Genomic DNA, 26,332 nt, shown 5'->3' with positions numbered 1-26,332 from the left:
AAGTCGAGAACTTGCACTTTTATAAGCATTGATGAATTTTGTCATTTCTGTATTAGGGTGTGCCTTGAACAAAATATGAACATGGTCTACATCATGATTCCATTCAACTAATGTGATGTTGTAATTCTCGGATAACCTGACAAACATATCTTTTGCATAGTCTGACATATCATCATCAAACACATTTCTTCTGTATTTCACGACCAACACAAGGTGATAATACAACAAGAATACTGAATGGTTATTACTATCTAATTTCACTTATATACCAGCCTTTATAATTTATTAGACTGATTATATCAGAGGCAAAATAAAAAGGAAAACCTTTTGGCTACGCCTTTCACACGCTTGAGGAAGGAGAATTCTTTCGGGAAATTCGTTAAATTAAAACAAGAACATTTATTCCATCCAAAGTAAACTTGGTAAATATGGAATTTGCTGATGAAATTACACCTAACACACAAAAGAAACAAATTAATTCAAACTAATAACTGTTAATAACTGTCACTATTAAAACACAACACCCCCATAAAAAAGCAGATAGCCGGTTCCTTATATTACAGGAAATCGGCTAATCTCTTTTAATACGTACAATTCTCTTTTTTGCATATGGTGACTCCAATTAGTTTTTCGACATCTCCACTTGTTAATTTTTTATTTATCTTCTTTTAACTCATATCTTCATTGTCCATTAGGTATATTAATTGCTTTTCTATCTTTTATTCCCTAAAATCCCCTGTTTCCATGATTTCATTTATAATTAATCTACTGTTAATTATAATTTTTAAATTTAGAAAAAAATCTCATCCCGTTATCCTTTTTGAAAATATTAATTTTAAATCCCTTTTAGATCTCAGATAATACTTTATGATTTATGAACTTCTTTAGGCACCTTAGAATGAGTACAAACAAACTGCTCAATCATTTGATTTAAATCTGTAGCCGCTTTTGTTGGTATTTGATGTTTTGCACCCTTAATAAATCTTAATTCATTACATGGTAATTCTTCATGCAGTAAATTTGCATGACTATAAAAAGTTTTGTCATTTTGTCCATAAACTAATAACATAGGTAGATGAATGTCTTTAAGGCGATTTGTACAATTATATTGCAAACTATAACGATAATATTGTTCGATATTTTTTGCATTACCTTTCCGAGCTTCTCGAAACATTCTTTTAAATAATTTTTTTGTATTAGAATTCCCCCATGAAATAGCAAATGCTAAAAATGAAATTGCTCTTGCTTTCGCTAATTGGACTCCAAGAGAAATCTTATTTTTCAAATACCCTCGACGAACTTCTGACATTCCACCTATAAGAATTCCTCCTAAACTATTTTCGGGGTATGTTAATAAAAATTCCAAGGCAACTGAGCTTCCTGTTGAATACCCACATACAAAAGACTTTTTTATATTCAAATAATCCAGTAAACTCTTCATATCTTTAGCAATTAGTGAATATGTAATTGGCTGACTTGAACTCTGACTGTTCCCATGCCCTCTAACATCAAAACCGATTACTTTAAAATTTCTAGATAATTCTTTTATCTGATATTCAAAATTTTCACAGGTAAGTGTAGGCGGGTGAATAAAAATGATAGGAGTCCCTTCTCCTTTTACTATGTAGTAAAGACTACATCCCTCTACATCTAACTTTGGCATATATTGAATCACCTCAACAAATTATAATCTTTTAATAATACCTACTGATTTCATAAGTATTTTATCCTTAATAATTTGTATAAAAAGAAAGAAATATACTCTCTTCCTATTTTTTTAAAGCATTCAATATCCATTTCTCTATTTTAAAAATTTAAAACATTTAGAAAATCGAATTTAGATTAACGAAACATTTTAGACAGATATATCCTTGGTTCATTAGTAATTTTGAGAATAAAGCTTTTAATACTTTTTATTCCAGCATAGCTCTCCTCAACTCGCTTATACTATAACTGTAACTTAAAGTCACAAATTATTAATTGGTGCGCGTGGGCTTCCTTTTTACCACACGTAGGTAATTGGACTTTGCCACATAAAATGAAGCTTATGAAACGTTCTATACCTCTAAAAAATATTAGATAATGGAATATTACGGTATTAAGTAATTACTATTAAAAAGGTGAATGCTATGAAAAGATTTCTAACTTTGTATGCCTTAGTTTTAATTTTAGCGGGATGTTCAGAAAAAACACCCTCGCTTAAAAAGAATAAATTACAAGTTAAACAAGAAGATAACAAATTGATTCAAAATACCACACATTCTATGCCCAAAAGTAAATCTTTGCAATCAGCCCCCACTCCAGCCACTAAAAAAATAATTTTAGATGTGCCGCTTATATCACAAAAGCCAGAATTAAAATATGGATGCGAAGTTACAAGCTTAGCGATGGTATTACAGCATGCAGGCATTAAAGTTAATAAAATGGATTTAGCTAACGAGATAAAAAAAGATCCTACGCCACTGTCTACAAATAAAAGTGGAGACATCATTCAATGGGGAGATCCTAAAGAAGGTTTTGTCGGAGATATAACTGGAAAAAATAAGGGGTACGCTGTCCACGTTCAACCGTTACAAGAATTGATGGAACGTTATCTACCAAATCGCACAGTAAACTTAACAGGAAAAACCTTTAATACTGTGTTAACTCAAATTAAGCTCGGTAAACCTGTAGTAGTATGGACTACAGGAGATTATCGCCTTCCAGATAGATGGGAGTCTTGGAAACATGATGACAAAAAAATTACAGCGCCTTTGGATTTACATGCTGTTGTTATTGTAGGTTTGGAGGACAAATACATTTATATCAATGACCCATTAACTGTGAAAAAAGCACACAAAGTAAACCAAGAGATTTTCATTCAATCGTGGGAAGCATTAGGGAGACAAGCATTATCCTATCGCTAATGTAATTTCATTAAATATTTAATGCTACCATTAGGTACACCCTGTCTATACAAAAAATAAAAGAATGATTTAATGTAAGTAGATTAGAAACTTGAATTTTATTTAAAATCAATTAGAGATAAAATTTTCACTTTTGTCATTTTAGACGTATTTCTAACAATTAATTTTACAAAAAATACGAAATATTAAACTCATAAAAACCCATTGATATCATACATATATGCTGATTTCAATGGGTTTTTAATTGGATATGTATTGACGTATTTAATAAATTATAAAAAGATGTAAACTTACTTTTTACATATGAACTATCATGTATATAGGTATACCTGTTTAAACGGTTAAGAAAAATACATTTCTTATTAATTAGTGAAATACTCGAAAACAAGGTAAATTATACTATTTGTTTGGTACCAGATGTAATTTGGTATAATTGTATTTAAACAAATTATTGCTAATTGGTAGAGGAAGGAATATAGAGAGTGAAAATAAGGTTTCAGGCCAAAAAATTCGTAATATCAATTCTAACGGTAGCTCTAGTAGTCATTACTTATTTTGTGATTCAATCAATTGCATCACCTGCAAGAGGGGTAACAAACCAAGAGAACTCAATTCAGTTTGTAAGCGAGCAGCATAACGTAGAGATAAACAAACCAGTACCTAACCAATTTAACGGTCAAATACGTAAAATTGCATATCTTACATTTGATGATGGACCAGGAAAATATACAGCTGAGCTTTTGGATATACTAAAACAACAGGATGTAAAAGCAACTTTTTTCTTAACTGGTAAGAATGTAAAGGCATATCCTGATTTAGTAAAACGAGAAAAAACAGAAGGTCATTATGTGGGTATGCATAGCATGACTCATGATTTCAAAAAATTATATACAAATGGTGACTATGTTAATGAAATGACAACAAATCAAAATTTAATAGCGAACATTATTAGAGAAAAACCACAATTAACCCGACCTCCTTATGGTTCTATGCCTGGATTAAATGAAGAACTTCGTAATAAGGTAGTAGATGGTAGATTTAAAGTATGGGATTGGACAATTGACTCCCTAGATTGGAAGTATAATAACGTACCTATAGAGTCGGCTTCCATAAATATTGCTCAAAATGTACTTACTAATGCAAAGAAGTCCCAAGAAGTTATATTAATGCATGATATTCACCCTCAAGCAGTTGCAGCCGTACCAGCCATCATAAAAGGGTTAAAGGAAAAAGGGTATGAATTTGAGGCATATCATGAAAGCAATCACTTCCCTTTAAATTTCTGGCAGGATCCACGTATTTGAGCTTTAAGGAGATGTATAAAGTCACACCTCTATTTATAAAAAAAGATTTAACCCCTTGTAGAACAACAAGGGGCTATTCAATGTTTTTGCTTATCCTTTAGTTTAAAGCAACACTAGCTATTTATTATTAAACTATATATTTAATAAAGTACTTCCATAAAATTCTTTTTTATGCTATATAATATTTCTAAAGCGCTTAGAAAGGGAGAGGTTTATATAAAAATCATACAAGATTTTACAGAACCCTATTTTAAAACTGTTGGAGAACAAAGTAAGGCATATCGAGTAATTGGTTGCAAAGATGGTAAAGAAAAGCATTTCCCTATTACATTTAAAACATTAAAAAGGGCACGTATATTTAATTACAGGTATGCTTGTGAAAATCCTGAGTGGCAGAATAGAAATGGTGACATAAGTGAGTATAACGTTAAAATGGGGAGACCTGAATATAAAAATATTTGGCACGGTAATGTTATAGAGAATGTATATAAAAAGTATGCTGATTTTGATAGTTGGGAACTCAATCATTAAAGCAGTAACCAATCGTTCAAATAATCTACAAATAAAATATAAAGAATAATAAGTAAATAAGCTTTGAACTACTCACCACTTAACGTCCTTACGGATTTTTTGAAGTGGGAGATTCCTGCGAACACCGGTGTATCCACCGGTTATCTTAGCAGGCTCTACCCGTAGTCCCTACGGTGAGAACATAAGTATCTTGTACGTTAACGCACCACACTCCCTACTTTAGCTTGGTTTTCGCAACTTCGGCAAGCATGGGGCGATAGAACGTTGAAGATTTTACGGTTGCAACGTTTTTCTGCAACCAACCTCATATCTTCAGTTTTCGAAGAGCAATCTGTACAAGTAAATGATAACAAACATGTTGGCTTATGCCAATCGACATTCATCTCCCACCTAAAATTGGTGTTTCACACCTTCACATTTTTGAGGAAGGAGTCTTCTGTCGGAAAACGATAAAAAGGAGATTCAATAGCATGAACATTGCATTTTTTCTAACACCCAAAAGTGAATTGGTTTATATAAATATAAATTCAACAATGCGCCAGGCTTTAGAAAAGTTGGAATACCACCGATATACAGCTATCCCCTTGGTCAATAATGAGGGAGAATATGCAGGTACACTTACAGAAGGAGATTTATTATGGAAACTCAAAAATACTTCATCATTAAGTTTTAATAACACTCAACAAGTTATTCTGAGTGAAGTTTCTTTACACCGTACAAATGAACCAGTTTCCATCAATGCGGAAATTGAAGACCTTTTATCAAGAGCTATGGAACAAAATTTTGTTCCTGTTATAGATGACGATGGGATTTTTATAGGTATTGTTAAAAGAAGAGATATTATTCAATATTGCGCACAAGGCTTATTATTTAAGAACGATTCTGTATAAACCTATGAACTTTAAATTATATCAAATCTTCAATTTAAAATTCACATAAAAAGAATGTACCTTGGCTTAACTAATCGTGCGAGTATAGTATTTTGAACTATCGAAAAATATAAGAATATCATTGTTCTATACGAAACAAAAATACCCCTGACTTTATACATAAGTCAGGGGTTAATAAAAATATTAATATTTTATAGAGATAATCTTACTCTTCATCACTATCTCCAAAGAAACCACCTAGAAATGATTCTTCCTCATTCAATCCTAATTCTTCGGTTGCTTCTTCTACCATTTCATCTGCACCTAATCCATCCATTAGTTCATTCAATAACATGCCACCTAATATGCCGACAGCTAGACCACCAATCATACCCGCAATTGGACTACCTCCGTTACTACCCTGATGAGCATGATCATAGTTTTGTTGTGTTTGATATGAGAATGGTTGTGCATAAGCATGCGGGTCATTTACCATTTCATTTATATAATCTTTTAAAATATTAGCTATTTGTCTACTTTCTTTCAATACATCTTGTTCAATGAAAAACTCACGTCTTGCTTCCATTTCCCCATGTCTGGTTCTGCAATCTACTTCCATCCAAATGCGAATCCCTGACTCTTCATAAGCAAAACGAACCTCTATTTCATCAACTTCGTTTACAAATAATTCTCTTGGGAAAAAGGAAAACTCTTGGCCCCATGTATCTAATTTACCCGATGTAGATTTTTCTTGGAACCCTAATCGATTCAATGCATAAAAAACATTTTGTACGTCTTCCGGTGCTTCAATAACAAGACGATCAAAGTCTTTTCGATCTACGCCACCTTCAATGCCTAAGTGCGTATCGAAATAGTAAGAAACGCCCCCTCTAGATACAGGAAGATCTCTTGGGATATCATAAGAAAATGAGATTACCTTGGACTCCTCTGGAAGAATGTTATAGGATCCGTTCAATGGAATAGTTGCTACCTTACGTGTAACAGATCCTTGTTTTGTGACAACACTCATCATGAAGTCCGCTGTAAGGCTATTCATTTTTTGTTCAACTTGACCGCCTTCAATCCAAGCTTCTCCATGCAGTGTTTCTCCCGCAGAATAAGATGGGTTTTTAAAACGCAAATCTACTGTTGCTGCACCTTTACCGAATTTAGCCAAAATCTTTTTAAACATTTTGTCTCTCCCTTTTTTCTTATAATGTATTTATTTTATTCATTAGAGAATCCAAACGGTAACTACTCTGTTACCGTTTACTTACTTTCATCTTCTTGTTCATGCTCTTTAGCTTTTTGAATTTCTATTCGTTTTATATAATGTGAGTCTTTCGAAATAATTTTAAATTCACATCCTTCGGAATCAACAGACTGTCCTTCTTGCATATGATAATTCTGCATCATGACCCAACCACCAATGGTGTCTACATCTTTATCGTCTAAATGTAAATCTAGTAAGTCATTTAATTCGCTTATTAATACTTTTCCATCTACAATCTTATGAGTTTCACTCACATGTTGGATCGGAGCATGTTCATCTTCATCATACTCATCTCTAATTTCCCCAACAATTTCTTCAAGAATATCCTCAATTGTAACAATACCTGCAGTTCCACCATATTCATCATATAATACAGCTAATGGAATACGTTTCTTCTGCATTTCTAACATTAAATCATGAATTGGAATTGTCTCAATTACTTGAATAACTGGACGTGTGTACGGACGAATTGTATCAAATGATTCTGTACTCTTGTTTATATAACGAATAAAGAAGTCTTTTACATTCACCATACCGATAATCTCGTCTTTATCTTCTCCAAATACAGGATAACGCGTATATTTTTCACTTTGTATTGTATTAATTCTACGTGTAAACCAATAATTTCTGTACGGGGTACCATAATTTCTTTTGCAATACGATTATCAAATTCAAAAATATTATTTACATATTTATACTCTGCTTGGTTAATTTCACCACGCTCATAACTTTCTGAAAGTATGAGGCGCAACTCTTCTTCTGAGTGTGCAACTTCATGTTCAGATACTGGTTTTAAACCAAATAATTGAGTTAACATTCTTGCTGATCCATTCAATAATCGAATGAATGGATACATAATTTTATAGAACCAAATAAGTGGGGTAGAGAGTAATAATGTCACTTTTTCAGCTTTTTGAATCGCGAATGTTTTGGGTGCCAATTCACCTACTACAACATGTAGATAAGTCATTAAAGTAAATGCAATTGCTAGAGATAAAATGCCTGTGAGAGAAGAGTTAATATCCCATCTTTCAAATAAAGGATGTAACAATCTCTCAATCGTTGGTTTACCTAACCAACCTAATCCCATCGCCGTCACTGTAATCCCTAATTGACACGCTGACAAGTATTCATCTAAATTTGATGTTACTTTTTTAGCTGCTAAGGCACCCTTTTTACCTTCTAATACAAATTGATCAACTTTCAAACTTCTAATTTTTACAATCGCAAATTCGGCTGCTACGAAAAAGCCTGTAAAACCAATTAAAACTGCTACCAACACTAGATTCAATATTTCCAACTAATACCTTTAGTTTCTTAGAAACTAAAGGATCCACCGAGTAATAAAAATGGTGTAATATTTGCAACAGGAAACATTTTATGCCGAAGGCTTAAGAAACCATACGCTTGATCATGTTGAATGGCATGCCCTACTTCATGTGCCGCAGCTGATACAGAGGCAATAGAGTTTCCATAGTATACATCCTCTGATAGTCGTACCACCCGAACTGTGGGATCATAATGATCTGAAAGTCTTCCTGGGACAACTTCAATTGGTACATGATACAGTCCATTATTATCTAAAATTTTTCGTGCTACCTCAGCACCACTGAGTCCTGAAGAAGCATTTACTTCAGACCACTTATTAAAATTTCCTTTAACTTAAAAATAAAACAAGCGTTTGAATCAGTGTCGTTGCTTGACCGGATAGTCCCTTCATATAAAGTTTCTTTTGCTCTTCTGTCAGATTATCCAGTAAAGGCTTCAAATGCATTAGTTCATGTTCTAATTGTTGAAGATGTCCCGACACATCATTCACTTGTCCTGCAAGTTTATGGTTTAATACTGTTTGATTTTGTTGATTATCTAATACTTTTATAATCTCACTAAGTTTCATATTTAATTGTTTGCATTTTTCAATGAATTTCAAACGATCCACTGCCGATTCATCGTAGTAACGATAATTTTTATTGGAACGTTTTGCTTCTAATAAGCCTAAATTCGTATAATAATCAATGGTTCTTTTCGAAACCTGAGCCAGCTCTGCCACCTCTCCGATTCGATATCGGTTCCCAATGATCCGTCACCCCTTCACTTAAATTAGCTAAATAATAGCATACAGAAAACCGTATAGTAAAACGTTATAGTTTTTATTTTTCGAAAAATTTACTTCTATTCAAAAAGTTGACACATCCTCTCTTTTTACACTTAAAATAAAAACGAGGTAGTACCCACTACCTCGTTTGAGATTAAACTTCTATATTTAATTACTTAGTGTACCAAACGATGTAATATGCTATGAATAAGTCTTGTCTTCATTACATATATTATTTATCGTTTAATGAAAAGAAAATCCGGAATTTTATAGAACTTAGAAGAGATATTAGTGTTAAGAGATTAAAGGTAAGTATTTTTAAATTTATAGAAGCTCAATAATAAATAAAAACTTGCATTTTAAATGTATTAAAGAAAAGGAATCTGCGGCGTATTAATAATCACCCACGTATTCTTTTTTTCTCAACCCAATACTTAATAATTTCACTTATTTTTCCTGAATAAAGAGAGTTCATTAATACCACTATATCTTTCTCCATAATATAAAGCACCTAAATGGATGCTTTATCACTCTTTCACATATACTAATGTCTAAAAGGAGTATGTTATGGAACCTCTAAAATATCTACTGATTATTTTCGTTTTAATTATATTTATATCGATTTGGCTCCATTCATAACTACATTTAGTGATGTTAGTGCAACAAATACATTTGGTGGAGATTTAGCCGATTAGAATCAAGTTCGAACGGCATAAATTTATATAAATATTCATAGTGCATATAATTCTTGTTTATTATGGATAACTATTGAAATGCTTATTTGGGGAATAACTTGATTTTCTTTTTGAGTATTTTTCTTCCATTCAGATTCTGGATTTCCCTTACATTACCAGAATAATGTGTCTTAAATATATTATACTGCTCTTGAGAAATCTCTATTGATGTTTCAAATACATACCATTCTACATTTTCAATACATCCACTTGTGGTTAATGAACCTAGATAGTGATAGTATATGGTCTCATGTGGTAGTAATTCTTTAATATCAATATCTATTGTAGTTGTTACTACGTTTTTTTTATCTAAATTATTCAGTATTGTTTGGATCGCAGAGTTTTCACGTCCAATTTTGAAAAAAACACTTAACACAGCTATTCTGCCTACTTGACTTGTGTGTACTAAATGAAGCTCCATTTTATAACAATGACCTTCTATAACATGTTCACTTTCATGTTGCTCTTCCTCTTTGTTCCCTACATGAAAATGAAATTCTTTTAATTGAAAATTTCTTCCGTTAATAATAGCAAAACCACTTTCATCATTATGAACTTTAATTGTATCCCCTTCGTCTTCTATGGAGATGAATGTACGATCATAATTAAGTATTATTTCACCTCGATCTTGCATTTCTACAGCACAATCAGGTTGAATTTTAATAGGTGATTGAAAATCCCCGTAATCAATTGTAGAACAATCATCCGATTTTAATGGTTTAGATTTCATAACTAACACTTTTCCCTTCATTTGTGTCTTCTTTTATAAAATGGCTAATTATATGATAATAAATACATTTCCCAAAAATTATATAAACTCTTTCCTTATTGTTTTTTCATATAACAACAATCAAAACAATAAAGAGGCAATTAGCTAAATAAAATAGACAAGCTTATCACGATTTAGAATCCTGTCCATTATTCCTACCTCACGAAGGTTATGAGATAATAAAATTAAAATTCTAACAAAAGTAAAAGAGCATAGTTTTATGAAAAATAGCAAGGGGAGGCATTCTTATGTATGTGAGAGTACGAGAACTTCTTACAGCAGAAGAACGAAAGCGTTATATGCAAATCCCCTCTGATATTAGTGAATGGACTTTAAGTACATACTTTACCTTCAGTCAGCACGATAAACAAATCATTAATCGTCATCGGAGGGATTATAATCGACTAGGTTTTGCTATGCAATTAAGTGTTTTACGATATTTAGGTTGGACTTTATCAGATATTGAGCACATTCCTAACGAAGTTTTAGAATTTGTAGCGAGACAAATTGGTGCAAGTACAGAAGACTGGGGGCTATATGCCCAGCGGGAAGCTACAAGTTATGAACATGTAGAAGAAATTCGAAAGGAATATAGTTTGCGCAATTTTACAACTACAGATTATCGAAGATTATCTAAATTTCTTCAATCTCATGCATTAAATAATGGGAATACTACATATCTCATTGAGACAGCATTGCAAGAATTACGCACTTGGCAAGTTATACTTCCTTCAATGGCAGTAATGGAAAGAGCAATATGGGAAACACGTAAAAGAGCTGAAGAAATTATATTTAAAACGCTAACATCTCCTTTATCTCTTTTACAAAAAGAAAAAATAAGCAGTCTACTTCACTTTATGCCTAATTCTTCAAAAACATATTTAGCTTGGTTAAAAGAAATACCTGGCCAATTTTCACCAGAATCCTTTTTAAAAGTAATTGAGCGTTTAGAGTATATAAAAGGCTTAAAGTTAAATATTGATACAAAAGGTATACATCCTAATCGTTTACGACAATTATCTCGGATTGGGGCACGCTATGAGGCTTATTCATTTCGAAGGTTTAAAGATATAAAAAAGCGTGTTTTAAAAATTGTTATTAAAACACGCTCTTACTATCGTTAAATATTTAGTTATTTTATACTCCTAATCTCATTAAATCATTTGTTACTATAAAAAATATAATTCTAGATTGATAATCTTTGAATTTTATATATTGTTCAAAGAAGTAATTATCGTGACTCCTAATTTAATGCGCCATCATCTCGTGCGCAATATCATGTCCATTCATATCCGATGGGTAATAGGTAGGCCAGTGTATAACTTCATCGAATAAAGCTTCACGGTTGTCACCCCAATACAAGTGGTAGTGATCAGCTTTATTCGGATAAATACCATGATCACTGAATTGAATATACTGAGGAACTCCTTCTGTTTTATCTGCTAGTTTAAATATGTATCTTACACCTCTATTCCCTGCATCATATGTCAAAATTTTGTATCCATCATAGATATACTTGCCAGAATATTCTTCTTTGTTTTTGTAGAATGTTACAGTATCTCCTTGAATCACGATACGGTTCACATCTGTTTGATATCCTTCATTATAATACTCCTTATATTCTTTGGCTGACATTTTACCTTTATGTTTCGCTTTGTGAGCAAATACCTCATCAAGCGTTCCATCTTGTAAATACGGATATACAGATTGCCAGTCTCCTTTCCAATCGGAGAGTGGTCGATCCTTCACTTGATTGTCTTCAAAATATCCTTCATAAATTCTTTCTGTTGCTTTATCATGAGCATGACTATGATTATGACTGTGATCGTGTTCATTTTTATGTGTATGACTTTCAGTTGTTTGCTCTTGCTTTTCAGAAGGTTTTTCTGCAACTAATGAGAATTGTGTTGCTTCTTTTAAAACTTTAACATTTTCTTCCATTAAAGTGAAGTAATCTTTATTATTCTTCGCATCGTCTTCAGAAATAGTAGCAAGGTGATTTAAGCGTAAAACTTTTGTACCAGTTTCTTTCTGAATAACTGATGCTACTTTTGGAGTAGAAAACGTTTCGAATAAGATGTATTTTAACCCGTGTTCTTTAACTGTTTTTGTAATTTCACCAAGCTCTTTTTGAGATGGTTCATCAGAAGCTGAAACCCCAGCGATAGGAATTTGTTTTAAACCATAGCGTTGTTCCCAGTAACCATAGGCTGCATGAGAAACTAAAATTTCTTTCGTTTTTGCATTTGCTACAGCAGCTTTGAATTGATCATCTAAATCTGTAAATTTAGTTTGAAGTGCTGCAAAATTCTTTTCGAATTCTTGTTTATAATTAGGCTGTATTTCTACAAGAGCATTTTTGATTTTTTCAGCTTGTTTCATCGATAGTATAGGGTCTAACCACACGTGTGGGTCTTTATCGTGATGATGTTCATCTTCTTTATGTCCATCTCCATGATCATGATGTTCATCTTCGGTTGCTGCGCGCAGTTCGATGCCTTTTGATGCATTTACAATTTTAATATTTTCTTTTTGTAATGTTTTTTCCATTTTTTCAGCAAACGGTTCTAATTCTGCACCGTTATAAATGAATAAATCGGCTTTCGCAATTTTCACTGTTTGTTTTTGGCTTGGTTCAAATGTATGAGAATCTGCACCAGGTGGATATATTGCTTTAACAGTTATATAGTCACCACCGATTTTTTTTGCGAAATCAGCAAGTGGGAAAATAGTTGTATAAACAGAAAGTTTCTCATCTTTTTTTACTGCACCTTCTTTTTTATTAGAACATCCAGCAAAAATTAAAGTAAAAATAAGTAGAAATGAAAACATAGTTAATTTTTTTTGCATGAAATTCTCCTCTTTTCTTTTTTACAAGTTTATTTCCTCCAATTCTATGAAGAAAATATCGTTTTGACACAAAACGTAATGATTACGTTTTAGTTTGCGAACCTAGTATAATACATCTTTTCGAAATTCGCAATAAATAATAATCATTACGATTTATGTTTGTTATCAACTTATTGAAAAGAATGGTATTAGTTTTTAGTATTTTTTAGCCTTCCACATCGCAATTAGGGGTCACCATACATGCCCATAAACTTAAGAAACTAGTAGTTTCCCAAAACGCAGAAAATGAGTTAAATTCTCATAAATAACTGTAAAGCAATAAAATTTTCATTTTTGGTGACACTTCAAAATATTAGCGTGATGTGCATGCAGTACTCTCCCTATATATTGTTTTCATTCGCTAAAATATAAAGATGACAGCCTACCCTTTTATTCCTTTAAAAGGTAAGCTGTCTTGTTTAAAATAGCTTCAATTTTTTGTGCATTTTTAGCATACATTTCACTTGCCTTTTTCGATTTTGTTTCTAAAGAAAATAGCTCAAGATCAGCATGACATTTTTTTAGAGATGCTAATAATAAAGGTTTGTTTTGAGGAGAATGCATTTGGAGTTTGTCATTGTAAATATCGATAGTGAGTTGTCCATATGAGTCAATTTGACCGAGAAACACATTTTCGATGACAACACCAAGTTTTTCTAATTCAGAATGTAACCAAGCGCGGTTATGCCCACTTGCAGAAAGAGGTTCATCTAGTACATTCCCATCCATAATAACGTTTTGTGGTTCTTTTTCATTTGGCACTTTTAAACCGAGATTTTTTGCAGTAAGTGGTTGAGAATCTTTCTTTAATAACACATTTAATTCTCCGCTCGGTTCTAAGACAGCAAATTCGACTTCAGCTATACTGAATGCACCATTACCTCTAAGAAGTTCGAGTAACTCATCACTTGTATATTTTTCTTTCTTTAAATTATCTTCAAGTACTTTGCCATCCTTTATTAAAACTGTAGACTTCCCTTCAAAAAAATCTCGAGCCGTTTTGTTTTTTAAAGAAAGAATTCCGACAAAAAAAGGAAACGATGCGAAAGTAAGTATGGCAAAAACGCCGTGGAAAAACTTTTGGTCTAGCCCTGTAGATACTTGCCCCGCGATACTACCAATTGTCATTCCCGCTATGTACTCAAAAAAGGAAAGGTGAGAAATTTGCCTTTTTCCTAAACATTTTGTGATAGCGAATAAAACAATTAATATGAATACAGAGCGGAGAATAACAAGCGTCCATTCGGGTAGGTGAGACATAGTCATTTCCTCCAATCTACTTAACACCATTTATATTAATGTTATTCACTTTCTAATATTGAAACTCTATCCTTTAAATCAGAGATGATACTGTCCATTTCTAGTATACATTCATGAAATACGCGTTTTGCTTCATCGTTCTGTAGAATTTAGGGAAAAAGAGCTTAAGCTTGTTTGAGTTCCCCTTTTACTAGCAAGGCAAGTTTTTACGCTAGCGATAACAGTCATACAAACACCCCCATTAGCTGCCCATGAGGCTAACACACAGTATGAAAGAATACATTATTCTTTCATGATAGTTAGGCAAGAAAATGTTATTCTCTTTGAAAAAATGTACGGATACCTTAAAGGTTTATCTTTTTTACGGTATAATCAACTCGAACCTGCTGGGTAGATTCTGAAAAAATATAGGGGGATTTTTTCCATAAGGATGGAAATTGACAATTTCAGCCTGAGTTAGTGTTACGAAATTGTGCCCCATGTAATCATCTGCATTGAATGTATCTTCCTCCGTTATGTGCCCTCCAATAACTAATACTTCAAAATCATTAAGAACCATAGTTTAGAAGTTACGAATTAGGTGTACGTGATTGTCACCTTGAGCGCTACTTACACCATCATTATTCCTTTTATGCCACATTTGACGTGTTTCTCGAATACTGCTTGGTGAAAATCCTGCCTGTGCAATAAGGGTACCACGAATTTCTAATTCATCATTATCTTCATCACCTCCTGTGTCTAGGACAACAATTCCGTGAAGTGCAACTTCAATAGCTTTACCCATAAATTTTTCATTTCCTATTAAGAGTAATAAAAGTATATATTTGTAACATTCATTAACGTAACCGTAAATGTATTTAAATATTCATTGTGCCTTCTCAACACCCTCACTAAATCTTGCTTTCATCAGGTCTATCAATTATGAGTGTCGGAAATATGAGAGGGAATCCCCAACAACATATCCTACTAAGCATATAAAAAAGATATTCCCCATCTCCCTTTCAAAATATAAAGGACACCTATTCCTAAAACAGCTTTACTTGCCGCTTTAATGAATTGGTGTCCTCTATTTTTCTAGCCGGACTATATTCTGTTTGCTTTCAATTTAAAAGAATTATTGTTTTAATTGTTCTGTTAAATTACTCTATTCATCGCCCTCTTCCAATTCCTCACTCTCTTCACGTATTTGTCCAATTAATGAAATTACAGAACCAACTGCTTGAACCCAACTTCCTATAATATCTATTAGTTTCCCTTCTTCATTTTCACTAGTTTCGTTATTTATCTGAGTGTCTATATCTTTCTCCACATCATTTACAGTACCTTCTTTATTAGAGCAATCCTCATTCCTAATACTTTTTAATTCTTCAATACCTCCTATTGCTTGTAATGAATTCCCAATTGATTGTAATAAGTTTCCTATAATATTTAAGGATTCATCTTTATCGGATGTATCCTCAAATTCATCTGCTAATGCTGTAAGTCCACCCAAAGCCTGTGTCCAATTCCCAGCAATCACTAATTTAATTTGTGTTTCTTCTTTAAACTCAATAATCAATCCGGATATTACAGTAACATTACCAATCGATTGGATTTCATTACCAATTTGTTCAAGCGACACTTCTCCTTGACCATCAGCTTCTAAAGCATTTCCAACAGCTTGCAATACGTTTCCATAAACATTTAAATCCTTTCTTACATTACTGCTTATAAAATCAAAAGGCGTACTTCCAATAGCGGAAGTAATAGTTCCTATTGCTGCTACCCATGCACCAAATATTTCTTTCAATTGGTTTTCCATTTAAAACATACCCCAGCATTAAGTAATTAATATAATCCTATTCAATTCCCCATCTTACGGTTAATAATTTCAAATTTCTCTTTACTTTCTTATTTTATAATAACGTCTTATAAAAGTATTTTTAGGAATTATACAAATTTGTTAAACGTAATTCTATATTGATTTTATACATCTTACTGAATCAACTTTATAAACCAACTACATCTTTAAATTTATTAAAATACTTAAAAATCATTATCCGCTCCACACAATGTAAAATGTTCAAAAAGCTCATATTGATCAGCGAAACATTCTAAACATTTTGGACAGATATACATTTGTATCACCACTTTCTTTTAAAATAAAACTTTCATTAAATTCTATCCCCATATAACTCTTCCAATTCTGTTTATACTCTAACTGTAATTTTAAGTTACATACCACCCATATTAAAAGGAATATTTTGTTAAAAATTAATTATTTCTTTAATTCTATTAAGCTTGTCTAAGTTATTATCATTTAATGTTTCTCGATCAATATAGTTACTTGCCCTTCTAAGCGTATTCATCGCTTCTATATAGTGAGAATGATTATCTTTCTTATCCTTAGCAACCATTTGGATACCTTCAAAAGAAGCATCACATATATACCTGGTATCTTCGAATAGTTCTTTCCAATTTTCCTTTAAGTACAACCCCATGTAATACTCTATATCTTTGTCACAAGATAGATTAAATAAACTGTTATTCCAGTTAATTTACTGATATTTTCTTTCATTTCCCTCCACCAATGAATAAAACTCAATATTCCGTTAACATTATAGATGGAGGAATTTTTATATACCCATTAATTCCTCCCTTTCTTTAAGGGCTGGACAGTTAACTTTCGTTAGCTATCCTTGATTAATTCGAATAATCATCATAACTTTGCGCATACTATCCATAGGCTGCTTTCTTAACAGTGTTTGCAGACCGGAACCTTTTAATCGGATCAGTTAGCTTTTGCTAGCTGCTCTTGCTTCTTAAAAAATTCTTTAAATGCGTTTTCCCAATGAGTACACATTATCCAGCCCCCCCTGAATAAATCCATAAACATTGTCCATACTATAAATACACTTGAGTTCTGAACTTCCTTCTTAACGTTTTTTTGGAGAGCAGTTAATTTTGCTAACTGCTCTTTATTTGTAAAAAAGCACTCAATGAACTGGACTCACATATAATATTTTGAGTTCCTTTCTCTATAAAATAGTCGTTATAAAATAGGTCTCATCACGAGGGCACTTTTCTAAGTGCTCTTTTTGCGCTTCGAATTAATATAAAATGAAATTTTTATATACATAAATACCTGACTAAATACTAAAATAATTAAAAACTTAGGTGATATTCAATGAAAACAGTACTCACGACCCTTAAATATTTATTAATTACACTTGGAATTACTTGCTTAGTTATTCTAGGTTACATATGGTATTTTACACATTAATTTAAATAGCATTTTTATAAAAAACTTTGCACCCTTAAATCAGACAAGCATATATTATTGTATGGGGCACTCCAGTCCATACGTTCAAACCTTTTAGTCTAGGAGCACACTTATATGTGTGCTCTTTTTTTATTAAAGAAAAATTTCATTTAAATCCATACAATGATTTCATGTCTTGACATACACTACTACCTTTCAAAATAATGTGAGTTCATTATTTTCATTATAAAGAGGTATAAGGAGCGCTCTTTTTACTTAAATAAAGAATTTGTTTGAACCCATTCACCAATTTCATACTTTTACATACTTTAATACTACCTTTCTGTATAATGTGAGTTCGTCACTTTCGTTATAATGAGGTATAAAGAGCGCCCTGGATGGTGCTCTTTAATTTTCAAATAACATTTCTAAGTAATTACGAGAGCGGATTTTATTATGTTGTACAAGCACTACTTCACTTTATTAAATAGACTATATAGATATCTAATAGAAGGGAGCTTTAAATTCATATGGCTGATTACTTTTATAAAGATGGTAAAAAATATTATAAAAATCAATCGCATTCGAACGATCAAAAAAACAACTGTTTTATTGAAACTCATACGATAGCTGGTTCTGCAGAAAATACAAATGGAAATATACCTATATCTGTTTTCCTTGAAACCACCGCTCCACAAATTGTATTTGAGGATTTAACAAACAATCATAATAAAACATTAATTCAGTTATTCGTTGTCGGTATGAGTGCACCCGTTCAAGTAACTATTCTAACAAGAAGATCTAGCGTACCAATTACTACTATATTACAACCTGTTCAAACAAAAATATTTCAAGTTGAAGATTTTCAAAGTCTTACTCTTACAAAACAGGAAGGCCCTACTAGTGTAGTTAGTTTATTTATTCAAAAAACGTTTTGTATCTGCTGTAATGATAATAACGATTCATGTGATGAATATTACCACGAGTGCAATTAATAGATTAAATCACCAGAAGAACCCTTTATATAAAGGGTTCTTTTCCTTTCACTCCCCTCATTTCCCCGTTTTTTATTAAAATAACTACTTTGTTATAAAGTCACTGCTTCTGCCGCAGTTTTGTTTTTCTCTAATTGCTCAATCGCCATTTGTAGTCCTAACCAGTAGCCTATTAAACGACATGGTAACCTTTTACTGAAATTCTAAATATACTCCAATCCTCTTCACAAAAATCTGTTAACTTTTTAGTAAAACACCCTAAATTAAACCCTTTAATATTTTCTAATGTCGCTGGACATGTAAGGCTATACACCGCTTTGCCAATATCACCTGAAATAAATACGTTATATCCTGCAAGAACAAATTTAGTACGATACATATTCGTTGCAGGCTTGCCTCAATAAACATTCCCTCCATAGTCTTACAATATATAAAAAAGAGAACTCGACGGTCCTCTTTTTTACTATTCATCTTCTTATTAAAATTATTTCTCTAACACCCGATATTAATCTGCAATTCTTGTTACGACTATAGACGAATTTCCATAAGTAGAAATTTCACCTTGTGCAAAATCAATTATAATACTTAATGAATCATTTGCATTTAATCTAATTATTATTGTTTTTCCAATGGTATATGCATTCGTAACGGATACAGGGACATCTGCACTTATAGATGTTGTGCCTTCAAATTCACTTTCTTGAACAGGTGTAAGGTCATTAATATATAACCTGAATCTTAAGATAGTATCTACAGGCGTTAAATCGCGATTAAAGAGCCTTGCTGTTAAATTCATACTAATTTCATATATTCCATCATTCAATACTTGAATACTATTATTTAATAAATCAAGATTCGTTCCTAAAGATGGACCAAGATCCTGGAAAACTACTTTTTGGCCTACATTCGCTGTACGAAGTATAGTAGATCTATCATACAAGGCTCCATAAGCTATAATATTTCCGCCTGTTACACCAGTAGGTCCTGTAGGACCAGTTATACCAATTCCAGTTTCCCCTGTTATACCTGTAGGTCCTGTCGCTCCCGTTGGGCCAGTGAATCCTGTAATCCCAGTTGGGCCTGTAGGTCCTGTCGCTCCAGTCAGGCCAGTGAATCCTGTAATCCCAGTCGGGCCTATAGGTCCTGTCGCTCCCGTTGGGCCAGTGAATCCTGTGATCCCAGTCGGACCTGTAGGTCCTGTCGCTCCAGTGGGTAAAGTAAATGGAGGAATAGGTGGCAATGTCGGACCAAGTAAATTCGGATCAAACGCTGATCCACTCAAAAACTCATTTTTTTCATTCATGTACACACCTCCTTACAATGCTTGTACTTATCATAATTATTAAATGTTCCATACTAGATAAATGATCTTTACATAAGCGGAATCTCTCTTTTTTATTTTCATTCGATAAAATAGTTGTAACCATTTTCATTATGACAGTTTCTAAAATCTTACATTTTATCATTAAAGGAACTATATAATAGGTAAAATTTAAAATTTTTAGTATTTAGGATTTATCGGTTTAATCGTACTTGGTGCCAGTGCAGCGGCATTAGGTGGAGTGGACAACAAGAAAGAAAAAGGTTCTACTGATCCAAAACAAGAAAAACAAGCAACGGCTGCTAAAGAAGAGACAAAAAAGAAGAAGCTCTCAAAAATAAACCTGGAGTTAGCTCCTGCTGTTTTGAATTCGACCAAATTCAAAACAACAGGAGCTACAGTGAAGTTAAAACTATCATTGGTAATGACGGAGAAAAGACACTCAAGTTCATATGAAATGTTTGCTGAAGGATGTGAACCAGTTAAAGGCACCATTTCAGTTTCTCTAAAAGAATTCTTCAGTTTTTAAAACTGTGTCAAACTCATCATCTAAAGTTGCTAATGATACATTATGTATTTGTTCAGACATAAAAATAGGCTGTAGAGAAAATTTTCTTTACAGGCTGAGAAAACACTTCTCTTAAGATAGAGAAGTGTTTTCCCTTCATTATTGATTAGAGCTAGAAGATTGTGATTTTTTTGCAGCTGATTGTGCATTTTGTTTTTGCACAGAATGCACATCTGTTTCAGTTGCAAACTCTGTACCATAGCTAGTATTTGCACTTTGAGCACCAGAAGCTTGTGCTTTCTTTGCTTCAGATTGTGCATTTGCTTGTTTTACTGCTTGTACATTCGTTTCAGTTGCAAACTCTGTACCATAGCTAGCATTTGTACTTTGAATGCTAGCACCAGAAGTTTCCTTGTTATAACCTTGTTGTTTTTTGTTCATTTTTCTCACCTCCACAATTAATAATGTAACCAACCCATTTGAAACCTATTCTTAATTATATTTTTAAACTTCCACATATTATTTTAATGTTCATTGAAACTATATATTATAGAGATGAAATGATGTAAATAACTATCCTTATTTAAGTATTCCTATAATTATCAATGAGGAAGATGAAAAGAGATACGAAGTTTTAAGCACCAGTTTTCATACTAATGATGCAGTAGCAATGATAAAAACGGACGGTTTTGCTACAACCAGGGCAAATACACCGATCTCAACAGTAAAAAACATGGATGGTAATATTCAAGTATTCCGCTTACCTTTAGAACTGGAATATTGGGTATTTTCTTGTAAGCGTGCTGCTTCAGTAGAAAAAAATCCTCTCCCTTGTAAAGTTGTTTTTGGAATCATTGACAATAAATTTCATGTGGAGTTTAAATAGAAAAGAAGATGCTACTCAATTTAAGCCCCATCTTCCTTGAGTTATATAAACATCACTTCTCTATATTGTTTATAGGAACAAGTACATTCATTGCTTCCACTGTTAGAAATTATTCTCCCCTTTGTTTATCTTCATGTTTATAAATTTAGCGCACTTTAAGTGCAATATAAAGCTTCATTCCCTAAGTAGTAGATATTGTATTTCCACAAGCCATATTTCTACCAGAATATCTTATTGCCCTGCTTTAAAATCAAATGTATCAACTCTTTTAAAGGTCTCTAATGGACTTTCCCCTTGAATTGCTTGTCTAATAACATCTGCAGCTATTTCATTAGGTACTCTCTTCATCTCGGCCGTAAACTGATGCACAACATCAGTTTACGGCCGAGATGAAATAGTACGATTTACTAATTCATTTATCCAGTATAAAAAAGCAGTTGGATTAGCGTTAAATACAGATATCCCTGCAGCTACTACTCCCTGTAATACATCAGTTTCTGCAATGTCATCAGACCAATCTGTAACCCAATCGCCCTTTTAGATTTTGTGTTCTAATTCAAACTTATTTGTCAGGTATCCAGTGTGAGACAGTTTTCTATTGTATCACTTCAAAAATAGACTGGCCCATCCAGTTTCAGCATACATATTTCTCTAACAAATTTAATTCAGAAAGGACAGACGAACATGGAAAGGGTCTACACTGATACAGTAAGGGAAATGCTTAACGGCTGCTACATCTAATTTAGCTGGTCAATTTTTAGCAAGTAACGGCACAGGTTTTGCAGTATCTAGGATCCCATCTCCTTCCAACTAGCAAATACAGTAAATCAAATTTTTGAAGGCACCATAAGGCTTTTCTTTTTTTAAAAGGACCTGCTCAATTACTTTATAAAAGCATAAAGTACAGTGACCCCTTGTTTTACCCTCTTACCATAAGGAGGAAAATTTATGAGTTACGGTGGTAGTTGTGGCGGCGGATTTGCTGGTGGATTTGCTTTATTGGTTGTATTATTTATTTTATTAATCATAGTTGGAGCTGCTTGTTTCTGCTAAAAAACTATTAGAAAAGACACTCTTATATGAGTGTCTTTTCTTTATTTCTAAACAGACTTACTTATTCATTCCATAAAAACTTACAGTACTGTAAAGCCATAAAAATATTAATCTATCCCATTGTTAGGTCTTCTAATTAAAACGAGTCATCGTTATTACTTAACTTCTAATACATTTTTCCTAACTTAATTGCAAACTTGCTAGCACCTTTTTTGTTTCTCTCTGTTACATAATCCTGAAAAAAATTTCAGCTGATTGATGGAGATATGATTATTTATGTAATCCGCACACAAACGTCCTGTTCTTGTAGTAATTGGATAGTTAATTCTAATACAATATTTTGCATTAACTGATAAAGCTTATCATGAGTTTTACTTTCTTCTGATATAAATTCAATACATTGAAATATATAACCTTCTACACATAAGCTTCCTTTTTCAACTATAAATGGATTTCGTCCTTTCTTTATTATTTTTGGCAATAAGAATTCTTTTTTTGTCAAAATAATTTCCTGTGCTATCTCTTTTATTTCTATAATTTTCTCTTTAAAAACTACCTTTTCTATTAAACTAATTTCACCTTTATACCTCCCTATCTCTATTGGTAGTTTCGCAGCTATTAAATTATTTACATCCGCTTCAACTTCCCTCTCTAATAATATACCGTGGATAGGAATCCACGAAGATGTTCCTACCCTACTCTCTTTCATATTCCTTTTTGCTTTTTGATTAGAAAGTTCTAAAAGCACTCTCTTTTCATGAAGTTTGGAAGAAACTAAATTACAATTAATTTCTCCATGATAATATTGCGTTGTAGTTAATAACTTAGAATCCAATTCACGCCTTCTTGCATCTTTTTCATTACGGAATACAAATACTTCTTGATTTTTCACATTAATATTGGGCGGTTTTATAAAACTAGTAACATCCGAAATAATAGAAAATGGAATTTTAACTTTTATTGAACGTACTGAAGTCTCTATTTTCAATCCTGAATCTATACTTTTTTTCTTTGATTCTTTCTCAAATTTAAATGCCTTAGTTTCTTTTTTTGAATTTGGTTCTTTGCTTTTGTTCTCTGCTTGTATTGCTTTCGCTTTTTTCTCTGATTTTTCATTTTTCTTATTTTCTCTTATTTCGCGTGAATCATCTTGATCATTTAGTATTTCCTCTTTATAAACTATGTTCCATATCCCCTTACCAACCCATGGCTTAACCAACACCTTCACCCCCACTTATGAAACTCCTAAAAAATATGTTTTCATACGCGACCATTTCATCATTATATATGTTTTATAATAATAAAAAAGACAATGTTTTTTTGTTTTATACTTGTACTTGAAAGATCCTACAGTAAGACCTAGTACATTTTTTTATGAAGAGTATCAAATGTTTCGTTTAATTCTGTTGGACAAGGAGAAAAGCCTAATTCAAAGAATTGAGCAATGACTAATTCGCAGCATGATTGTTCTTATTGAACTACTCCCACTTTAACTTCGTTTAGAAGTGAGGGATTCCTAAGTAAAGAGTTCTATCGAACTCTAATTGATTAGGCTAACCCCGCAGTCCTTGCGGTTAGAAGCCTTATCGCTTCATTCTTTAGATTGATACTTGCGTTAATATCCCTATCATGGTGTGTACGACAAGAAGGACAGTCCCATTCACGTAGGTTTAGATTTTTAACGTCTTTATTTTGATATCCACAACAAGAACATAATTGGCTGGAAGCAAATGTTTTCGATACGACAACGACTTGTTTGCCATACCATTTTGCTTTATATTCCAACATGGTTCGAAACTGTGACCAAGATACCTCACTAATTGCTTTTGCTAACTTATGATTCTTTAACATATTCGATACTTGCAAATCCTCTATACCGATAACATCGTGGTTTTTGATGATTTCAGTTGAAATTTTGTCCAAGTAATCTTTTCTAGCATTTGATATGTATTCATGAATTCTAGCTACCTTTACTCGTTGTTTATTCCAGCGAGAAGATCCTTTCATTCTTTTAGAAAGAACACGCTGCGCTTTCGCCAACTTATCTTCTAATGATCGGAAAAACTTCGGATTTTCATAGTGGGTTCCATCTGACAAAATAGCGAAATCTTTTAGTCCTACATCTACTCCAATGTAAGAATGTGTTTTCGGAAGTTCTTGTACTTCTGTTTCAACTAATAGTGACACAAAATATCTACCAGAAGGGTTCTGTCTAACTGTAGCATTTACAATACGCCCCTCTACTTCACGGCTTTTAGCAAATCGAACAAGGCCTAGTTTCGGCAACTTTATTTTGTTCCCTACAACGGCAATGTTTTCATTTGTTTGTTTTGTGGTATAAGATTGTATGTTGTTTTTCTTAGATTTAAAGCGCGAGGCGCTGTTTTGTTTTTTGAAAAAGCGTGTATAGGCATCGGCAAGGTTGCGAACAGACGACTGAATCGCAATACTATCCACTTCTTTTAGCCAAACAAACTCTTTCTTCATGGCAGGTAGTTTGGCAGAGCATGTACCATAGGTCAAGCCTTTTCCTGACTCTTTGTATGCGTGATTCCATAAGGATAGGAAATGATTGAATACAAAGCGAGAACAACCTATCGTTTTATTGATTAGAGTTGCTTGTGCTTGATTTGGATAGATACGAAACTTATAGGCTTTATTCATCATCATTTGATTCACCTCCATTTCGCTATATGACTATTATACACCAAACGTACATTCGTTAGGTAGTGGAGTAACACTTTCTGTATGTAGAACAATTAAGATGGCTTTCTGCCATTCCTTGTTCGAAGCCAATTCATCTCCCACCTACTCACTGGACTGTGACCCTTCACGCTCCTTGAGGAAGGAGTCTTTTTGGCTAAAATGATAAAAAGCTGTATTTTTAAAAACCTATTTATTTTAGTTTGGTAAATCATCGTTTTTAGGATTAATAAAACGAGATGTAGTATCTGAGGAAGAAGTCACTAATGCTAATGATCGAAAATCATCTTCTGTCAAACCAGAAAATAAAACATTTACATTCCAATTAAATGGCGCTGAATTACATCCACTGCCTGCATGTTCAATGTTTTTACGAATATATCCTTATACAAACAATTTTGCTCTTATAACTCGGTGGAATCTGTACCTGGTACTGGAGTGAATGCTACAGGAACTAACTTACATTGTGATAAAAATACATTTTTTTATACACGTTTAATTCCGGCTTCGGAGGAAGGATCCTTAGGGTGCCATTTCTTTACATATAAAAATAATCCCACTTAAAATAGGTGGATTACTGCTGCTACAAGATTAATCCTGTAGCTATCTTTTCCATTTGTAAGTTCAAAACAATTATTAGCATTGGAAAAATAACAAATAGATATGCCTAAACACTATACAAAAATAAAGAAAAAAAACGTATCGGGATGACAACATGTAATGTTAACAAATAAAGATAAAATTTCTATTCAATTTAGGTAAATGAAGAGAAAAAAAGATGGTATTATTAAGCCACTTTCATATTTACATAAAAAATCCACACTTAACTAGACTCCTATACTCACACCATCCTTTCTAGACGAGCATAAGATATACTGACGAATGAAAGGGGGTAATTTTATGGGTTTTGGTTTTGGTGGAGCTTGTGATTTCAATAGATGTGATGATCGGAGAGATCATCACCGAAAAGAAGAAAACATTAGACAGGTGAATAA

General features: G+C 32.7%; 20 protein-coding genes and 10 pseudogenes. 9 read left to right on the top strand and 21 right to left on the bottom strand.

The window, feature by feature from the left end; all coding sequences use genetic code 11:
* Window positions 1-261: IS200/IS605-like element ISBth16 family transposase (gene tnpA, locus ACTFO4_RS29475; protein ID WP_150190352.1), on the bottom strand; the 261-nt coding region annotated here is incomplete at its 3' end.
* A gap of 604 nt (window positions 262-865) precedes the next feature.
* Window positions 866-1,663, bottom strand: coding sequence for an alpha/beta fold hydrolase (locus ACTFO4_RS29470; protein ID WP_336975097.1), 798 nt, complete (start codon window positions 1,661-1,663; stop codon window positions 866-868).
* 466 nt (window positions 1,664-2,129) lie between these two features.
* Here ACTFO4_RS29470 and ACTFO4_RS29465 point away from each other — a divergent pair, with 466 nt between their 5' ends.
* The 4 genes from ACTFO4_RS29465 (at window position 2,130) to ACTFO4_RS29450 (ending at window position 5,631) form a co-directional block, all read left to right on the top strand.
* On the top strand, window positions 2,130-2,906 hold the full coding sequence (locus tag ACTFO4_RS29465; RefSeq protein WP_440014590.1) for a C39 family peptidase: 777 nt from the start codon (window positions 2,130-2,132) through the stop codon (window positions 2,904-2,906).
* A gap of 482 nt (window positions 2,907-3,388) precedes the next feature.
* Complete coding sequence (locus tag ACTFO4_RS29460; protein ID WP_098281852.1) at window positions 3,389-4,210, top strand: peptidoglycan-N-acetylglucosamine deacetylase; 822 nt, start codon at window positions 3,389-3,391, stop codon at window positions 4,208-4,210.
* A 171-nt stretch (window positions 4,211-4,381) separates the two neighbouring features.
* The gene (locus ACTFO4_RS29455; protein WP_440014591.1) at window positions 4,382-4,741 is read left to right on the top strand and encodes a hypothetical protein; all 360 of its coding nucleotides are present in this window, start codon (window positions 4,382-4,384) and stop codon (window positions 4,739-4,741) included.
* Between the two features lie 470 nt (window positions 4,742-5,211).
* Window positions 5,212-5,631 carry a CBS domain-containing protein gene (locus tag ACTFO4_RS29450; RefSeq protein ID WP_440014592.1) on the top strand — a complete coding sequence of 140 codons (420 nt, stop codon included), beginning with the start codon at window positions 5,212-5,214 and terminating at the stop codon, window positions 5,629-5,631.
* A 205-nt stretch (window positions 5,632-5,836) separates the two neighbouring features.
* Here the strand turns inward: ACTFO4_RS29450 and ACTFO4_RS29445 are convergent, their stop codons facing one another.
* From ACTFO4_RS29445 to ACTFO4_RS29425, 5 genes and pseudogenes are all read right to left on the bottom strand, one after another.
* Window positions 5,837-6,802 (bottom strand): sporulation protein, encoded by a 966-nt coding sequence (locus ACTFO4_RS29445; protein ID WP_440014593.1) that lies wholly within the window; start codon window positions 6,800-6,802, stop codon window positions 5,837-5,839.
* A 77-nt stretch (window positions 6,803-6,879) separates the two neighbouring features.
* Window positions 6,880-8,183: pseudogene (locus ACTFO4_RS29440) on the bottom strand (hemolysin family protein).
* A 32-nt stretch (window positions 8,184-8,215) separates the two neighbouring features.
* Window positions 8,216-8,545: pseudogene (locus ACTFO4_RS29435) on the bottom strand (zinc metallopeptidase); the annotation flags it as partial.
* Complete coding sequence (locus ACTFO4_RS29430; RefSeq protein ID WP_440014598.1) at window positions 8,541-8,960, bottom strand: MerR family transcriptional regulator; 420 nt, start codon at window positions 8,958-8,960, stop codon at window positions 8,541-8,543. The gene ACTFO4_RS29430 and the pseudogene ACTFO4_RS29435, both read right to left, overlap by 5 nt.
* Before the next feature lie 795 nt (window positions 8,961-9,755).
* Window positions 9,756-10,442 (bottom strand): carbonic anhydrase family protein, encoded by a 687-nt coding sequence (locus ACTFO4_RS29425; RefSeq protein WP_440014594.1) that lies wholly within the window; start codon window positions 10,440-10,442, stop codon window positions 9,756-9,758.
* 287 nt (window positions 10,443-10,729) lie between these two features.
* On the opposite strand from ACTFO4_RS29425, the pseudogene ACTFO4_RS29420 reads away from it, so the two are divergent.
* A pseudogene (locus tag ACTFO4_RS29420) lies at window positions 10,730-11,575 on the top strand (DUF4158 domain-containing protein); the annotation flags it as partial.
* 154 nt (window positions 11,576-11,729) lie between these two features.
* On the opposite strand, the gene ACTFO4_RS29415 reads toward ACTFO4_RS29420, so the two are convergent.
* From ACTFO4_RS29415 to ACTFO4_RS29385, 7 genes and pseudogenes are all read right to left on the bottom strand, one after another.
* Window positions 11,730-12,422 (bottom strand): ZinT family metal-binding protein, encoded by a 693-nt coding sequence (locus ACTFO4_RS29415; protein WP_440014599.1) that lies wholly within the window; start codon window positions 12,420-12,422, stop codon window positions 11,730-11,732.
* Window positions 12,402-13,313, bottom strand: a pseudogene (locus ACTFO4_RS29410) (metal ABC transporter substrate-binding protein); the annotation flags it as partial. The pseudogene ACTFO4_RS29410 and the gene ACTFO4_RS29415, both read right to left, overlap by 21 nt.
* 447 nt (window positions 13,314-13,760) lie before the next feature.
* Window positions 13,761-14,630 carry a DUF421 domain-containing protein gene (locus ACTFO4_RS29405; RefSeq protein WP_098853025.1) on the bottom strand — a complete coding sequence of 290 codons (870 nt, stop codon included), beginning with the start codon at window positions 14,628-14,630 and terminating at the stop codon, window positions 13,761-13,763.
* 41 nt (window positions 14,631-14,671) lie between these two features.
* Window positions 14,672-14,858: pseudogene (locus ACTFO4_RS29400) on the bottom strand (DUF1657 domain-containing protein).
* Between the two features lie 334 nt (window positions 14,859-15,192).
* Window positions 15,193-15,414: a hypothetical protein gene (locus ACTFO4_RS29395; RefSeq protein ID WP_098853024.1), complete on the bottom strand. Its 222-nt coding sequence runs from the start codon at window positions 15,412-15,414 to the stop codon at window positions 15,193-15,195.
* Window positions 15,415-15,774: 360 nt separating this feature from the next.
* Window positions 15,775-16,431, bottom strand: coding sequence for a DUF6944 family repetitive protein (locus tag ACTFO4_RS29390; RefSeq protein WP_440014595.1), 657 nt, complete (start codon window positions 16,429-16,431; stop codon window positions 15,775-15,777).
* 445 nt (window positions 16,432-16,876) lie between these two features.
* Window positions 16,877-17,143: pseudogene (locus tag ACTFO4_RS29385) on the bottom strand (hypothetical protein); the annotation flags it as partial.
* A gap of 1,258 nt (window positions 17,144-18,401) precedes the next feature.
* Between ACTFO4_RS29385 and ACTFO4_RS29380 the strand changes: the two are divergent.
* Window positions 18,402-18,866 carry an exosporium protein D gene (locus tag ACTFO4_RS29380; RefSeq protein ID WP_098852894.1) on the top strand — a complete coding sequence of 155 codons (465 nt, stop codon included), beginning with the start codon at window positions 18,402-18,404 and terminating at the stop codon, window positions 18,864-18,866.
* Window positions 18,867-18,958: 92 nt separating this feature from the next.
* Here the strand turns inward: ACTFO4_RS29380 and ACTFO4_RS29375 are convergent.
* Together ACTFO4_RS29375 and ACTFO4_RS29370 are read right to left on the bottom strand one after the other, a co-directional pair.
* Window positions 18,959-19,263 (bottom strand): annotated as a pseudogene (locus tag ACTFO4_RS29375) (hypothetical protein); the annotation flags it as partial.
* A gap of 108 nt (window positions 19,264-19,371) precedes the next feature.
* Complete coding sequence (locus tag ACTFO4_RS29370; protein ID WP_440014596.1) at window positions 19,372-20,169, bottom strand: exosporium leader peptide-containing protein; 798 nt, start codon at window positions 20,167-20,169, stop codon at window positions 19,372-19,374.
* Window positions 20,170-20,428: 259 nt separating this feature from the next.
* On the opposite strand from ACTFO4_RS29370, the gene ACTFO4_RS29365 reads away from it, so the two are divergent.
* Window positions 20,429-20,716 carry a hypothetical protein gene (locus ACTFO4_RS29365; RefSeq protein ID WP_440014597.1) on the top strand — a complete coding sequence of 96 codons (288 nt, stop codon included), beginning with the start codon at window positions 20,429-20,431 and terminating at the stop codon, window positions 20,714-20,716.
* Window positions 20,717-20,854: 138 nt separating this feature from the next.
* Here ACTFO4_RS29365 and ACTFO4_RS29360 read toward each other — a convergent pair whose 3' ends face one another.
* Window positions 20,855-21,136, bottom strand: a complete 282-nt coding sequence (locus tag ACTFO4_RS29360; RefSeq protein WP_098282267.1) for a gamma-type small acid-soluble spore protein — start codon at window positions 21,134-21,136, stop codon at window positions 20,855-20,857.
* Window positions 21,137-21,254: 118 nt separating this feature from the next.
* Between ACTFO4_RS29360 and ACTFO4_RS29355 the strand changes: the two are divergent.
* Window positions 21,255-21,581: pseudogene (locus tag ACTFO4_RS29355) on the top strand (hypothetical protein); the annotation flags it as partial.
* A gap of 181 nt (window positions 21,582-21,762) precedes the next feature.
* Here the strand turns inward: ACTFO4_RS29355 and ACTFO4_RS29350 are convergent.
* A pseudogene (locus ACTFO4_RS29350) lies at window positions 21,763-22,166 on the bottom strand (hypothetical protein); the annotation flags it as partial.
* Window positions 22,167-22,529: 363 nt separating this feature from the next.
* On the opposite strand from ACTFO4_RS29350, the gene ACTFO4_RS29345 reads away from it, so the two are divergent.
* Entirely contained in the window at window positions 22,530-22,634 is a 105-nt protein-coding gene (locus ACTFO4_RS29345) for a YjcZ family sporulation protein (protein ID WP_098282266.1), read from the top strand.
* 274 nt (window positions 22,635-22,908) lie between these two features.
* On the opposite strand, the gene ACTFO4_RS29340 is transcribed toward ACTFO4_RS29345, so the two are convergent.
* From ACTFO4_RS29340 to ACTFO4_RS29330, 3 genes and pseudogenes are all read right to left on the bottom strand, one after another.
* Window positions 22,909-23,853 carry a BC_2427 family protein gene (locus tag ACTFO4_RS29340; protein WP_409532413.1) on the bottom strand — a complete coding sequence of 315 codons (945 nt, stop codon included), beginning with the start codon at window positions 23,851-23,853 and terminating at the stop codon, window positions 22,909-22,911.
* Between the two features lie 329 nt (window positions 23,854-24,182).
* A complete protein-coding gene (tnpB, locus tag ACTFO4_RS29335; RefSeq protein ID WP_440014600.1) occupies window positions 24,183-25,301 on the bottom strand; it encodes an IS200/IS605 family element RNA-guided endonuclease TnpB in 1,119 nt (372 codons plus the stop codon).
* A gap of 240 nt (window positions 25,302-25,541) precedes the next feature.
* Window positions 25,542-25,822, bottom strand: a pseudogene (locus tag ACTFO4_RS29330) (DUF7852 domain-containing protein); the annotation flags it as partial.
* Between the last annotated feature and the right edge of the window lie 510 nt (window positions 25,823-26,332).

Origin of the sequence: Bacillus cereus group sp. MYBKT14-1 (assembly GCF_051915185.1) — a bacterium.
Lineage (GTDB): Bacteria > Bacillota > Bacilli > Bacillales > Bacillaceae_G > Bacillus_A > Bacillus_A cereus.
Note: the sequence above shows the minus strand (reverse complement) of the source record. Positions and strands in the feature narration are given on the sequence as shown.

What these genes read in the sequence shown, in the direction of transcription:
- ACTFO4_RS29470 (WP_336975097.1), bottom strand. Translation starts at nt 1,663, where the DNA reads ATGCCAAAGTTAGATGTAGAGGGATGTAGTCTTTACTACATAGTAAAA.
- ACTFO4_RS29465 (WP_440014590.1), top strand. Translation starts at nt 2,130, where the DNA reads ATGAAAAGATTTCTAACTTTGTATGCCTTAGTTTTAATTTTAGCGGGA.
- ACTFO4_RS29455 (WP_440014591.1), top strand. Translation starts at nt 4,382, where the DNA reads ATGCTATATAATATTTCTAAAGCGCTTAGAAAGGGAGAGGTTTATATA.
- ACTFO4_RS29450 (WP_440014592.1), top strand. Translation starts at nt 5,212, where the DNA reads ATGAACATTGCATTTTTTCTAACACCCAAAAGTGAATTGGTTTATATA.
- ACTFO4_RS29445 (WP_440014593.1), bottom strand. Translation starts at nt 6,802, where the DNA reads ATGTTTAAAAAGATTTTGGCTAAATTCGGTAAAGGTGCAGCAACAGTA.
- ACTFO4_RS29425 (WP_440014594.1), bottom strand. Translation starts at nt 10,442, where the DNA reads ATGAAATCTAAACCATTAAAATCGGATGATTGTTCTACAATTGATTAC.
- ACTFO4_RS29415 (WP_440014599.1), bottom strand. Translation starts at nt 12,422, where the DNA reads ATGGAAGAAAATGTTAAAGTTTTAAAAGAAGCAACACAATTCTCATTA.
- ACTFO4_RS29405 (WP_098853025.1), bottom strand. Translation starts at nt 14,630, where the DNA reads ATGTCTCACCTACCCGAATGGACGCTTGTTATTCTCCGCTCTGTATTC.
- ACTFO4_RS29395 (WP_098853024.1), bottom strand. Translation starts at nt 15,414, where the DNA reads ATGGGTAAAGCTATTGAAGTTGCACTTCACGGAATTGTTGTCCTAGAC.
- ACTFO4_RS29390 (WP_440014595.1), bottom strand. Translation starts at nt 16,431, where the DNA reads ATGGAAAACCAATTGAAAGAAATATTTGGTGCATGGGTAGCAGCAATA.
- ACTFO4_RS29380 (WP_098852894.1), top strand. Translation starts at nt 18,402, where the DNA reads ATGGCTGATTACTTTTATAAAGATGGTAAAAAATATTATAAAAATCAA.
- ACTFO4_RS29370 (WP_440014596.1), bottom strand. Translation starts at nt 20,169, where the DNA reads ATGAATGAAAAAAATGAGTTTTTGAGTGGATCAGCGTTTGATCCGAAT.
- ACTFO4_RS29360 (WP_098282267.1), bottom strand. Translation starts at nt 21,136, where the DNA reads ATGAACAAAAAACAACAAGGTTATAACAAGGAAACTTCTGGTGCTAGC.
- ACTFO4_RS29345 (WP_098282266.1), top strand. Translation starts at nt 22,530, where the DNA reads ATGAGTTACGGTGGTAGTTGTGGCGGCGGATTTGCTGGTGGATTTGCT.
- tnpB (WP_440014600.1), bottom strand. Translation starts at nt 25,301, where the DNA reads ATGATGAATAAAGCCTATAAGTTTCGTATCTATCCAAATCAAGCACAA.